Source organism: Pseudomonas sp. S3_B11, assembly GCF_054667715.1.
The window spans coordinates 2,990,760-3,004,342 of the sequence record NZ_CP162749.1 but is presented as its reverse complement, the minus strand read 5'-3'; the positions used below and the strand labels follow the sequence as shown (position 1 = coordinate 3,004,342).

Here is a 13,583-nt window from a genome sequence, read left to right as displayed (position 1 = left end):
GCGTCCTCCGATTCCTAGCACTCGATGATGGCTTTGACGACACCCTGGCTGGGGTCGAGCAATGTGGAGAACGAATCGGCCACGTCGCCCAGGGTCAGTCGGTGGGTGTTCAGGACCGCATCCGGAATCAATCCGTCGCGCAGGCATTGCTCGACGTGGCGGAAGTCTTCCTGGGTGGCGTTACGGCTGCCCATCAGCGTGGCTTCGCGCTTGTGGAATTCAGGGTCGGAGAAGGTGATGGAGTCCCGCACCACCGAAATCATCACATAGGTGCCGCCATGGGCGATGAACTCGAACCCGCGCTCCATGGCCCGTGCGTTACCGGTGGCATCGAACACCACGTCGAAGAAATCACCCCCTGTCAGTTCAGCCAGGGTCTGCTTGTCGCCTTCGCCGATGTGCACGGCGGCGTGGATATCCAAGTGTTGCTTGCAGAACGCAAGACGATCCTCACGGGTATCCAGGACAGTGACTTGCGCCCCACGCAGGCTGGCGAAGATCGCCGCGGCCATGCCGATCGGGCCGGTGCCGACCACCAGCGCACGTTTATCCGCCTGGACATTTGAGCGCCGCACAGCGTGGGCGCCGATGGACAGGAACTCGATCATCGCCGCCTGATCGAGGGAAACACCCACAGCCTTGTGCACGAACTCGTGGGGAACGCTCAGGTACTCAGTGAACGCGCCATCGCAATGAACCCCCAGCACTTGAATGCGGGTGCAGCAGTTGGTCTTGCCCTGGCGGCAGGCGATACATGTCCCGCAGGAAAGGTAGGGCATCACATAGACAACATCACCGATGGCGAGGTCGCTGGCGCTGTCCGTCTCGTCGACAACCCCGGAAAACTCGTGGCCCATGACGCGCGGATATTCGAGGTACGGCTGATTGCCGGTGAAGATGTGCAGGTCGGTGCCGCAGACCCCGACACGCTTGACCCGGATAAGGATCTCTCCCGGTTTCCTGAGGGGCTTTTCACGTTCGATGGCGGTTAACGAGCCGGGTTCGTTACAGATGACAGTCAGCATGTTGATGCTCCTTGGCTGGCGTACGGGCAGTGGCTGCCTGCAGGCGGGAGGAGGGTTGTGAGCGCACGGCTGCCGGGACCGGGGCTCTTTTTTTGTTGTAGGCGGGCAGTGACCTGCACCGATGACCTTGGCCCGAAACTACACGCCGTAAAAAATATTGGCAAGACCAATTAATAAAAATATTGATTGGACTGACCAAATTCAATCTGGACGTCGCCCGGCGCTGCATCTTGAGTGAACCCAGGTCCATCCCGACAGGTCACTCGTTTATCAGGAACGAAAAACAGGATGGACCCTCTGATGCGACCTATCGATCTCGCCAGCCTCTCCTTTGCCGCGCTGCTGTGCGTGGCCTGTTCAAGCCAGCCGCCCGCCAAATGGAGCTACGCTGACGCCCAAGGACGGGCCAATCTCCCCCCCGATCAGGCCTATCCCGAACTCTTTGAAGCGGTGCAACGCGGGCAGGTGTTCACTGACCAGAAGCATTTCGTGGACGCACTGTCCAACCGTGACCCGGCGCAGATTCGCGCCGATTACCTGGCCCGACGTAACAGCGATGGCTTCGATATCAAGGCTTTCGTGAAAGACAACTTCATCGAGTCCGGCGAAGCCGAAAGCCCGGCTCCCAAGCCCGGTGCTCCGATCGAGGCACACATCGACAGCCTCTGGCCGGTACTGAGTCGATCCTACAGCCAGGTGCCGGCCTACAGCAGCTTGTTGCCGCTGCCGCAGCCCTATGTGGTGCCCGGTGGACGCTTTCGCGAGATGTATTACTGGGATTCGTATTTCACCATGCTGGGGCTTGAGCAGAGCGGTGATAAGGCCCAGGTCCGCCAGATGACCGACAACTTTGCCTACATGATCGACACCTACGGCCACATTCCCAACGGCAATCGCACCTACTACCTGAGCCGGTCGCAGCCGCCATTCTTTGCTTACATGGTGGAGTTGCAGGCGCGTATCGAGGGCGACCAGGCTTATGGACGATACCTGCCGCAGTTGCAGAAGGAGTATGCCTATTGGATGGCGGGCGCCCAGGCACTCAAGCCCGGCACGGCTGAGCGGCACGTGGTCAAGCTCGCCGATGGCAGTGTGCTCAATCGCTATTGGGATGCCAGCCCGACGCCTCGACAGGAATCCTGGCTGCAAGATGTCAACACCGCCGAGCAGGCGCCGGACCGGCCCAGGGAAGAGGTCTGGCGAGACCTGCGCGCCGGCGCCGAAAGTGGCTGGGACTTCAGCTCGCGCTGGTTGGACGATGGCCACAACCTGGCGAGCATTCGCACCACCGCTATCGTGCCGGTGGATCTGAATAGCCTGATCTATCATCTGGAAAACACCATCGCCAAAGCCTGCGAGACGGTGCACAACAGCCCCTGCGTCCAGGCTTACGGCCGGCGCGCCGAACTGCGCCAGCGTGCCATCGAGAAGCACTTGTGGAATGCCGACAAAGGCTTCTACGTGGACTACGACTGGCAACGCAACCAGCCACGCCAGCAGCTCACGGCCGCGACGCTTTTCCCGCTGTATACGGGGCTGGCGTCTGTCGAACATGCCAATCGCACCGCCGATGCGGTACGTGATGGCCTGTTGCGCCCCGGCGGCATCGCCACCACCCAGGTCAGTAATGGCCAGCAGTGGGACGAGCCCAATGGCTGGGCACCGTTGCAATGGGTCGCGGTGGAGGGGCTGGACCGATACCGGCAAACCGCCCTGGCGCAGCAAATTGGCAGCCGCTTCTTGCAGCAGGTCGAGAACCTTTACCGCAAGGAAAACAAACTGGTGGAGAAATACGATCTGTCCGGGCGCGGTGACGGCGGGGGAGGCGGCGAATATGAACTGCAGGACGGTTTCGGCTGGACGAATGGGGTGACGCTCAAACTACTGGGTAAATATGGCGCGACTCCCCCAACCCTGATGGGCAAGTGAATGCCGTACACATCTCTGTGGGAGCGAGCTTGCTCGCGATGACGGCGTGCCAGCCACCCTCAATGTTGCTGAACCACCGCTATCGCGAGCAAGCTCGCTCCCACAGGGGGATGTGTGGCGTGGTCAAGTCGCACCATCACCTTAGTAGGAAGGTGGGCTCGCTATTCATGGATCGTCACCCGATTGCGCCCGCTCTTCTTCGACGTATACAGCGCCTGGTCCGCCCTGGCGATCAGGTCGGCGTGGTCGTTCGAGGGTTGGCTCAGGTCGGCCACCCCCAGGCTGATGGTGAAGCGGATGGCCTGGTCGTTGTAGTGCACTTCCAGCGTTTCGACGGCCTTGCGCAGGCGCTCGGCGAAAATCTGCGCGCCGGCCTTGTCGGTGTCTGAGAGCACCACGCCGAACTCTTCACCGCCATAACGCCCAGCCACGTCGGCGTCGCGCACATGCTCGCGCAGTAGCCCGGCGACATGCTCGATGACCTTGTCGCCGGCCTGGTGACCGTAGGTGTCGTTGACCCGCTTGAAGTGGTCGATATCGAGCATCACCAGGCTCAACGCATGGCCGTAGCGCTGATGCCGGGCGTAGGCGGCTTTCAGGTTGGCCTCCCAGTGACCGCGGTTGTACAACCCCGTCAGTCGGTCCGTGCTGGAGAGTTTTTGCAGCTGTGCATTGGCGGCCTGGAGCTGATGCCGGTTGGTGGCGACGTCGGTGACGTCGTAGATCACCAGGCAGATGTGCTTGATGGTATTGTCGGGCGAGCGCAGCGGCAACAGCGTGGTGTTCTGGTACATGAACGCTTCCTGGCCGGTAATCGGCTGGTAGCTCTTGAACCGAATCAGGTACGGGCGCTGCTCCCAGACCGTGAACGCCGGCGTGCCCAGGGTCGCGACACTTTCCACCTTGCGGCTGAACCATTGGCGATCGATTTCAGGGAACAGAGTGAAAAAATGCTGATTGTGGGCGTCCTTGGGCTGCACCCCGGAGCGGTTCTCCATGAAGGTGTTCCAGACCTGCACGCGGTACTCGCGGTCGAGCACCACGACACCGACGTCGATGCTCTGAACGATGGCCAGCAACCAGTGAAACTCGTTCAGATCGATGGAATCGTTCATGGCTCAGCTCATCAGATAGGCGAGTTTGTGGGTCAACCGTTCGATGGAGTCTTCCGTGAACAGCAGCAACAGGTCGAAGCGAATATCGTGCCCTTCCAGGCTGTAGCTGATTTCCACCGCCAGGGTCTTTTTCCAGTGCTTGCGGTTGACCTGGATCAGTTCCTCGATGGCCGCGTGCTGGCCGAGAATCTGCGGATGGCCCTGGGAAAACACCACATCGATTTGTTCGGCAATGCTGCTCAGGCACGCACCGATCAAGACGCTGGAAAGGTCCAGCAACATTTCCAGGTCCGAATAATCGGCGCTCTCGCGCTGCATCAGTTGCGCGATGTCAGCGATTTCCGAGTCATGGAATATCAGCAGGGCTTCGCCGGCGATGCCGCTGCCGATGAAACCCTGGCAGATGGCCGTGAGTTGCTGGGAGCTGCCGACGTCGTTGAGCGCCATATGCAGTTCCCCGACCTCGAGAATGTTCACGTTCGGCACCGGTAACTGCACAAAGACCCCCAATACCTTGGCGATCAGGGCCGCTGCCCGGCCGATGGCCACGTTGACCGTCTCGCGGAACACATCGTGAAAACTGATGGCCGTGTTCGTGGCCGAACGATTCTGCAGCGGCACCTGGCCGGATTGGGTCAGTAGCCCCACCCGGATGAGGGTCTGGCGCAGTTCGTTTTCGTCGAAAGGCTTTTTCAGGAACGCCAGCGCGCCCAGCTCAAGCACGCGGCGCACCGCCTCGTCCTGGATGTCACCGGAAATCACGATGACTTGCGCCTGCAATCCCTCGGCGCGCAAGGCGCTCAACACCTGGTAGCCATCCATCTCCGGCATGGTCAGGTCGAGCAGCACCACTTGCCCCAGGCCTTGGCGTATGGCGTCCATGGCCTGGCGCCCGTTGACCGCCTCGGTGACCGAAACCGGCCAATCTGTCGGCAGCGCGCGCAACACCTGTTTGCGCGCCATGTTGGAGTCGTCACACACAACCAGGGGAATCAACGGCACAGGGGCATCCATTGGCGTTCAATGGCAGGGGAGGTCCTACGTACATCATTCATAGGCAGGCAGGGGCCCTTTGATTAACGAACGGGATTTATCAGGCATTGCGTCGTGCATGAAAGACCTGCATGACACTGTTGTATTAAAAACTGGACCAATAAGTCAGGGGAGTCAACTGCACTTCGTCATTACAACCAGCGCAAAGCCACGGACGACGTGCCGATTGGCAGTGGCAGACGCAGTTTGTGGTCTATAGTTTTCTGCAGGTCCGGAATCCTTCAGTGCCGGCGATCAGGAACCACGGACGCCTCGGAGCGTTGCCGCGTTGGATACCCGCAGGCCGTCAGCAGTGAACAATGCAGGGAGCACATCATGGCGATCCAACGGGCGAGTGTACTGACGTCGGCCCAGGATGTTGCCCCTCGTGAAAACGCCTTGTCCGATGCGACGAGCGATCTGTTTCGGCGCGGCTTCGACCAGGTCAAGGAAGCCTACATTCTGTTCCCGCTGCTGGCGGTTCTCCTGCTGTCGGTCATCTGGGCGGGCACCCTGTACCTGATCAAGTTCGAACAGGCCCGCGCGCAGCAGGGCATTGCCGAGGCGAGCCTGGAAATCGGCGCCACCTACGAAGCGCAGATCCTAAGGGCGGTGCGTGAAATCGATCAGACCCTCAAGCTCGTCAAGTACACCTACGAGTCCGAGCGCGAGCCAAACCCGCTGCCCAAGCTCAAGGCCCGTGCCTTGCTGCCTTCACCCTACTTGTTTGATGTCAGCGTGGTCGATGCCAGTGGCCTGGTCGTCGCCAGCACCCAGTCGAGCGAAGTCGGAAACCGGATCGCCAAGGATGAGCTGCAAACGGTGGGGCGTGACACTGCACTGTCGATCAGCCGCCCGTGGAAAAGCCCGGCGACGGGGGAGTGGAAGTTGCGTTTCAGTCGACGGCTCGACACGGGGGATGGCGCATTCGCCGGGATCGCCATGGTCGAAGTCGATGCGGCCTATTTCGTCAGCAGTTATGACACCTCCAAGCTTGGCAATCAGGGCTTGCTCGGTCTGCTGGGCATCGACGGTGTCTTTCGGGCACGGCGCAGCGGGGAAGCGATATCGGCGGGCGACGAGGTCGATTACGCCGTCGTGGTGCCAGACACTGAAAACGCTGAAGCCGTACGCTTGATCAACGGACCGGACGGTGTGCGGCGCTATATCAGCGCCCGTCAGCTCTACGATTTTCCGCTGGCGGTGATTGTCGGCTTATCCGAAGAAGAACAGCTGGCCACGGTGAAGCGACAAGCGCGCACCTACCTCTGGCGGACCGCGGGCGGCAGCCTGTTGCTGGTGTTGTTGGCGGGGCTGCTTGCCCGGATGAGCTGGCAACTGCTGCAAAGCCGCCTGCGCGCTGGTGAAGCGAAAGTCGCCTACGCCGAAAATGTCGAGTACCTGGCCTATCACGACGGCCTTACGGCGTTGCCCAATCGCAGTCTGTTCAGCAAGCTGTTGAGCCAGAGCATTGGCGAGGCGAGCCGTTATCATCGGCAACTGGCGGTGCTGTTCCTGGATCTCGACCGCTTCAAGCAAGTCAACGATACGCTTGGGCACGATGCTGGCGATCAATTGCTCAAGGAGGTCGCGCTGCGACTCAAGGCGTGCCTGCGCACCAGCGATACGGTGGCCCGATTGGGCGGCGACGAATTCGTGATCCTGCTGCCGGAGCTGTCCGATGACAAGGACGTGGCAACCACCGCCCAGAAAATCCTGGGTGCCATTGCCCGGCCTTTCAACCTCCAGGGGCAGGAGTTCCGGGTGACCGCCAGTGTCGGCATCAGTGTTTTCCCACAGGATGGCCTGGACGAGCAGACACTCAAGAAAAACGCCGATATCGCGATGTACCAGGCCAAGCAATGCGGCAAGAACAACTTCCAGTTCTACTCCGCGAAGCTGAACGCGGACTCACTGGAACGGTTGACGCTGGAACTGAGCTTGCGCCACGCGCTGGAGCGCCACGAGTTCCAGCTTCACTACCAGGCCAAGCGAGATATCGGCAGTGGCCGCATTACCGGCATGGAAGCGCTCCTGCGCTGGAATCATCCGGACCTGGGTATCGTGGCACCGATGCAGTTCATCCCCGTCGCGGAAGAGACCGGTTTGATCGTGCCGATCGGCAAGTGGGTACTCAAGACCGCCTGCCAGCAAAACGTGGCCTGGCAGCAACAGGGATTGCCGCACCTGGGGGTCGCCGTGAACCTCACGGCACGGCAGTTTGCCGATGAGAACCTGCTTACGGACCTGGCTGAGATATTGGCCGAAACCGGTATGGATGCACGTCTGCTGGAGCTGGAGATCGCCGAGAGCCTGCTCATGCAGGACGTCAAGAGAGCGTTGAGCGTGTTGACCGGGCTCAAGCACCTGAGGGTCCGCATCGCCATCGATGATTTCGGCATTGGCTATTCTTCGCTCTCTGCCCTCGAGCAGTTTCCGCTCGACGCCATCAAGATCGACCGCTCGTGTATTTGCGATACCAGCAGCGTGTTGGAAGACAAAGCCTTGACCGAGGCCATTATCGCCATGGGCCGGACCCTCAGCCTGACCGTGGTGGCCCAAGGCGTGGAAACCAAGGAGCAGGCCGATTTCCTGCGCGACAATGCCTGCGACGAGTTCCAGGGTTTTTACTTCAACAAACCGGTTCCCGCCGATCAGTTCAAGGTGTTGCTGCAAGCCCAGGCGGTTGATACGGATCTCGATACCTAAGGCCCGCGCTTATTGCGGGTCAAGCGGCAGTGCCCTAATGCTGCCGTCTACCTCCCGAGCATCGATATAGCCAATGGTGCCGGGGTTCTCTGCAACACGCTTCTTGACCTCCGAACTGCTTGAAACAGCCTGGGGCGGTTGGCCTCTGCCGGTAAAGATGATTTTCGACCAGTGCGCCTTGAGCTGGGAGGCGGACTTGCCTGTGAACGTTGTATAGAACTCATCGCGGGTCGGCGAGTCTTCCGTCAGGTCAATGGGAGTCGCCTGTCCGCCGTCGGGGAAGCGACTGGTCTTGCCGAGGAAAATATCCGACACCTGATTACGCGCGAGCGCTTTCACCGGGCTGGACGTGGCGACGACCACGACCACGTCGGCCTTGACGGCAGCGCTGGCTGCGCACATGGCGAGCCCCGCTACGGCGAATCCGATGAGCCTCACAAACCACATGGCCCGCTCCATCAGAATACAAAATCGACAGCTAGGCTGATGACGTTGAATGAGCCCCCAGGCTCGAAGTCCGGTTGGGGGTTGATCAACGGACCGACCGAGTTACCCTTGAAACGTGTGTGATCGTATTGCAGCTTGGCGTCCATGTTCTTGGTGAAGTCCCAGCGCACGCCCAGAGAAAGGGTCTGCTGGCCTTCGTTTGAGCCCAGGACAGAGTTGAGCGCACCATTGAGCTGCGCAGCGGCACCCGCCAACTCCGGTGGCAAGGCCGATGTCGTCAAGCCCGGGCTGGAGACTTCTGTTTCGGTCTTGGACCGAGCGTAGGTGACATAGGGGGTGAACGCTTCAATGCGGTATCCGCCGCTGATGTACCAGGCGCTGGTCCTGCCCAGGCCGGAGCGGCTATCCAGGCGCCCCCATTCGCTCATGACGAACCAATCGCCCGGATCATAGCTGGCACCTACTCCAAAGAATTCGACGGGCGTGTCATCGGAGTCGTAGCGATCGGCGATGGCGATGCCTTCTGCACCAAACTCCCTGAACGTATCGAAGAGTGAGTTGAACTGCTCCAGGGTCAGGTCGGCTTTCATGAAGGTGATGCGCGTGGTCAGGACGCCGAACTCGGTGGTGTTGGTGACTCCCCAGAAATTTCTCGTCAGTGCTTTGCCGGCGCCATCAGGCTGGCGGCTGTCGGTCTGGCCGTAGTGAGCCTGTACGGTATCGGTGATTTCATCGATATGAAACCGGTAGCTGCCATCGATGCCGTCGCTGCTGGAAATCGGCATCAGGCTGTAGACCTCCATGGGCGCCCGCGCCCAGGGCAGGGTATAGCCCACTTTTCGAGTGTCGGAGACCAGGAAAGTCGGCAATACGGTACGGCCAATGCGTGCGTTGAAGTCCGGCGTGAACTGGTACTTGATGTTGGCCCACTCGACAAAGGGCCGGTAGCTGTTGTCGTAGCGCTGCTCTGAAATGACCTGCACCACAGCCGACAGCTGCGGGGTGAACGTGGCGGTCAGTTGGGCGCCGATCAGGCTGTCGACGTCGGCGCTCCAGTTGCGTGAATGTCCTGCGCCATTGGGTTTGAAGATACTGGTGGTGAAGTCGGCTTTTTTCTCGCTGGAGTGGACGATCCCCACCGTGCCGAAGCTGCTCAACGAGAATATCGACGTATCGGCTGTATCGGCGCTGGAACCGCCGGCATACAGCGTCATGACGGCCAGGGCCAGTGTATTGGGTCTTGTCGCCATAGGGTCAACGTGACCTCGTTGCATGGATCGCCATTCGTCTGTTCCTTGTAACGTTGGCTGAAGCTGCCTGAAACCACCGAAGCGTAGCCTAGATCGCCAATTTGAGCGTAAAGGTCGCTCCCGTTCCCGGGCCATCGCTGTGGGCCTCCAGCGAGCCACCCATCTCCATGGCCGCCAGGACGCAGCTGTGCAGACCAAAACCATGGCCGTCCTTGCGCGTGGTAAAGCCGTGGGCAAAGATCCGTGTCAGGTTCTCGGGCGCGATGCCTTCGCCATTGTCGATGACCTTGATCACCAGGGTGTCTCCTGGGTGCAGCTCACTCTGAAGGATGATTTGATGGGCAAGCTCCGGCTTGTCATCCATCGCCCTGCTGGCGTTTTTTATCAAGTTGACCAGGATCAGCAGCACCCGGTGCTTGTCCAACAGCAGCAGGGGCGTTTCGGCAAAGTTTCGCACCACGGTTATCTGGCGCGCCGCGATGATGCCGGCGTTCATGCGCAGGGCATCCTCGATCAGTTCCTTAATCTGCACGGTTTCGGCAATGGTGGAGGTGCCCGCATACGATTGCTGGGCGGAAACGATTTCCTTGATGTGGTCAACGCTTTTAGTCAGTTGGCCGAGTTCCTCGGTCATGCTCTGTTGCTCGACCGCCAGCGCGTCCACCAGTTGGTTCAGGTAGCCGGGCAGCAGCTTGCCTTTTTCGTCGTGGGAGATGAAGTCGCCGAGGTCCTCGGCATGCTCGTTCATCATTTGCACCGCTTTGCCGAGCCCCAAGGCCTTGCTGGTACGCAGCTTGCGGGTGACCAGGTCGGCGGAGATATTCACGCTGTTGAGCACATTGCCCACGTTGTGCAGGACGTTGGTGGCGATTTCGGCCATGCCGGCCTGGCGGGCGGCCGCTGCCAGTTGCGTCTGGGCTTCGGCGGCGCGCAAACGGCTCTGCGCCAGTTGCCAGCTCATCCGGGCGAGCAGGCTCACCAACAACACCAGCACCAGGCTGCCGCCCGCGGCGCGCCAGAGATAGGTGCGCGCTTGCTGATTCACCGCGGCCAGTTGCTCTTGCTCGGACAAGCCGACAATCACCGCCAACGGAAAGTCGTAGAGCTGGCGGGCACTGGTGTAGCGCCGCACTCCGTCCCACCCATTGACCGAGAGCACGGCCTCGGTGTTTTCGGCGTCCGGCACCACGGCGCTGTAATCGACCGTATCGCCAGCCAGTACCGTTTCCCCGGTGCGCCGTACGCGGAAGATGCCATCGGTGCCAAGGAGCCCGAGCGCACCCTGGTCGCCGAGTTTCGAGGCGTCGTAGCTGCTGACGAAGTAGGCGGCATCGACCTCGACCCTGGCGATCCCGGCAAGCCCGCCATCCGCCGCGTCGAGTCGCCGACTGAAGCGCAAGCGCCATTCCCCGGTGACAGGGCTTTTCCACGGGTGGCTGATGGACAGCGAGTCGCTATGGCGCAGCGTTTGTTGCTCATCCGGGTCCGCGATATTTTCCCGGTCGTTGGTCCGCGTGCTTGCCACGAGCCTGCCGTCCGGGTTGACCACACTGACGTCGAACACCAAGGCCGGCGGCAACAAGGCCCGCTCCTGGAGACGGCGCAAGGGATTGGGCTCACCCTCTGCTTCGTAGGTGTATTTGACCAGTTTGAGGGTTTGATCGATTTCGTGAATGGCGCGCAACATTTGCGCTTCGTAGGTGGCGCCCATCTCCAGGCTTGCCGTCGCGGCGCTCTGCTGCGCGCGGGCATGTTCAACCTTGATCAGGTACAGGGTCGCGGCCCAGATGGCCAGCAACAGCAGCGCGGCCAGCAACGGGAACAGAATGTAGGCTTCCTTGGCCTGGTCGAAGCCGAACCGAAACACGCCGGCCTCGGTATCGCCATCCATCGCTGGATGATGGGCAGGGCCAGGGGCCAACCTCAGTGTCTCAGGCCGCTGGATCGGCATGGTGTGCTCCCTGCATTATTCACTACCGAAGGCTGGTGGGCATCCGACATGGTTACGGCTCGAGGGGGTGTTGCTCCTATGGCCCGAGCGAAACTCTGGATATGTCAGGAACTATAGACCACAAAACCTGCATGCCAATGGGCGAATGGTGCCTAGATTGATAGGTGCACAGGGGGCTTTGTGGCGAGGGGATAAATCCCCTCGCCACAGGTTATTCAGCGTTTGCTCTATTGGGCTCACACCGCTTGTTTGACCTTGCGATGCACCCACTGCGCCTCGTCCCGCAATTCAAGGACTTGCCAATGGAAGTGCTCCAGGGAGGCGCTGTGCCCGACACTGATCAGGATCGTGTCCGGCAGCGTTTGCTTGAGCAGTTGATAGCAGCGCGCTTCGTTTGCCGCATCCAGCGCCGAGCTGCTCTCGTCGAGAAACAGCACCGTAGGGCGGGTCAGCAGGGCCCTGACGAATGCACAGCGTTGCTGTTCGCCGACGCTGAGGGTCTGCGCCCAGTCCCGTTCCTCCTCCAACTGATCGGCCAGGTGTTGCAGGCCGACTTGCTCCATGATCTGGCGCAGCGCCGCATCTTCTTCGCGACGGGGCGGTTTGGGATACCACAGCGCCTCGCGCAGGCTGCCCAACGGCAGGTAGGGTTTTTGCGAAAGTGTCAGGGCGCGCTCACGGTCATAACAACTTGAACCGCGAGCGTGATGCCAAAGCCCGGTAATCGTGCGGATCAGCGTCGATTTGCCGTAGCCGGACGGCGCGCTGATCATCAGGCTGTCGCCGGGCTTGAGGGAAAGGTTGAAGCCTTTGAACAATGGCCGACCGTTCGGCAGCCAGATGTCCAGGTCCTTGATGTCGAGGCCGTTGGCCTGTTGCTCGTGCCTGACCTGGGACTTGACCTCGACGTTATCCAGGCGCTCCTGGAAACCGACCAGCCGGTCGATCACCGACTTCCATTCCGACAGCTCCGGGAACACGCTCACCAGGTAGGCGATGGCCGCGTGCACTTCGCCGAAGGCCGCGCTTATCTGGGTCAGGCGGCCGAGGGGAAAGGCGCCGGCAAAGAACTGTGGGGCCATGATAAACATCGGGATGACCGTCGCGCTGCGCAAGTAGAAGGTCGAGTAGCCCATGATCAGCTTCTGTTTCTTCACCAGCGCCCAGAAGTTCTCCAGCGCCGCCTCCAGGCGACGGTTGAAGCGTTCGTTCTCCACGACTTCACCCCGGTATTGCGCCACCGAATCAGCATTCTCCCGCAGGCGGATGAGCGAGAAGCGAAAATCCGCCTCACGCCGCTGTTGCATGAAATTGAGGCTGGGCAGCGCGCGGCCCAGCCAGAAGGCCAGGCCGGTGCCCGCCAGCGCATACACCAGGGCGACCCACACCAGCAGCCCCGGAATGACCACCGATTGGTCGTTGAACGGCACGCTGACGAGGCTGGAGGCCTGCCAGAGGATATGCAGGAAGGAAAACAGCGACACCACCGCCGTCAACAGGCCCAGGCTCAACTTCAGCGACTTGACGATAAACAGGTCGATGTCCTCGGCGATCCGCTGATCAGGGTTGTCGACCTCGGTTTCGGTCAGTTTCAGCTTCTGGTAGCGCTGGCTGCCCAGCCATTGATCGAGCAAGTTGCGGGTCGCCCAGCGCCGCCAGCGGATGGTCAGCTTCTGCTGGAAGTGGAATGCGCCCACGGTAAAGGCGGCCGTGCCGATCTGCAGCAGGATGAATTGCAGGCTGCCGATCAGGAAACCGTGATAGTCCAAGGCCTGCAAGGCGTTATAGAAGTGCAGGTTCCAGAAATTGGTGAGGATATTGACGCCAACCAGGCACAGGGTCATCAGCACGGTGGCCAACAGCAGCAACAGGGCCGGGTACTTTTCCTCGGAGGCCCAGAAAGGCCGCGCGAGACGCCAGAAATTGCGAAGTGTGTGCATGTGGTCTTGGTAAGCCTGGTCGCTAACGACGTTGAGTTTGCAAGGGCGGGAGGATAGGATCAGCCAATGCTAATCGTTTGCATTAATTAGGGAAAGCCACGGGAGCCCCGCTATCGAATTTCCAGAATGGCTTAACCAGGCCTGGCCGCCGATACAGCGGGTTATCCGGCAGGCACCTGGCGACC

The 13,583-nt window shown here is 60.6% G+C and carries 9 protein-coding genes; 2 read left to right on the top strand and 7 right to left on the bottom strand.

All coding sequences use genetic code 11. The features are described from left to right. Positions 1 to 14 precede the first annotated feature (14 nt). Positions 15 to 1,025, bottom strand: coding sequence for a zinc-binding alcohol dehydrogenase family protein (locus AB4O22_RS13570; protein WP_223471705.1), 1,011 nt, complete (start codon positions 1,023 to 1,025; stop codon positions 15 to 17). Between the two features lie 300 nt (positions 1,026 to 1,325). Between AB4O22_RS13570 and treA the strand changes: the two genes are divergently transcribed. Continuing rightward, positions 1,326 to 2,954, top strand: coding sequence for an alpha,alpha-trehalase TreA (gene treA / locus AB4O22_RS13565; RefSeq protein WP_223471706.1), 1,629 nt, complete (start codon positions 1,326 to 1,328; stop codon positions 2,952 to 2,954). 161 nt (positions 2,955 to 3,115) lie between these two features. Here the strand turns inward: treA and AB4O22_RS13560 are convergent, their stop codons facing one another. Next, positions 3,116 to 4,069, bottom strand: a complete 954-nt coding sequence (locus tag AB4O22_RS13560) for a GGDEF domain-containing protein (RefSeq protein ID WP_028236528.1) — start codon at positions 4,067 to 4,069, stop codon at positions 3,116 to 3,118. Between the two features lie 3 nt (positions 4,070 to 4,072). Beyond that, a complete protein-coding gene (locus AB4O22_RS13555) occupies positions 4,073 to 5,083 on the bottom strand; it encodes a response regulator (protein WP_038859032.1) in 1,011 nt (336 codons plus the stop codon). A gap of 354 nt (positions 5,084 to 5,437) precedes the next feature. Between AB4O22_RS13555 and AB4O22_RS13550 the strand changes: the two genes are divergently transcribed. Then, positions 5,438 to 7,810, top strand: a complete 2,373-nt coding sequence (locus AB4O22_RS13550; RefSeq protein WP_460096482.1) for a putative bifunctional diguanylate cyclase/phosphodiesterase — start codon at positions 5,438 to 5,440, stop codon at positions 7,808 to 7,810. Between the two features lie 9 nt (positions 7,811 to 7,819). On the opposite strand, the gene AB4O22_RS13545 is transcribed toward AB4O22_RS13550, so the two are convergent. From AB4O22_RS13545 to AB4O22_RS13530, 4 genes are all read right to left on the bottom strand, one after another. Further along, positions 7,820 to 8,257 carry a type 2 periplasmic-binding domain-containing protein gene (locus tag AB4O22_RS13545; RefSeq protein ID WP_460096481.1) on the bottom strand — a complete coding sequence of 146 codons (438 nt, stop codon included), beginning with the start codon at positions 8,255 to 8,257 and terminating at the stop codon, positions 7,820 to 7,822. 11 nt (positions 8,258 to 8,268) lie between these two features. Continuing rightward, positions 8,269 to 9,507, bottom strand: a complete 1,239-nt coding sequence (locus AB4O22_RS13540) for a porin (RefSeq protein ID WP_123423049.1) — start codon at positions 9,505 to 9,507, stop codon at positions 8,269 to 8,271. 88 nt (positions 9,508 to 9,595) lie between these two features. Further along, the gene (locus AB4O22_RS13535) at positions 9,596 to 11,458 is read right to left on the bottom strand and encodes an ATP-binding protein (protein WP_038856853.1); all 1,863 of its coding nucleotides are present in this window, start codon (positions 11,456 to 11,458) and stop codon (positions 9,596 to 9,598) included. Positions 11,459 to 11,694: 236 nt separating this feature from the next. Continuing rightward, positions 11,695 to 13,398, bottom strand: coding sequence for an ABC transporter ATP-binding protein/permease (locus AB4O22_RS13530; RefSeq protein WP_460096480.1), 1,704 nt, complete (start codon positions 13,396 to 13,398; stop codon positions 11,695 to 11,697). Between the last annotated feature and the right edge of the window lie 185 nt (positions 13,399 to 13,583).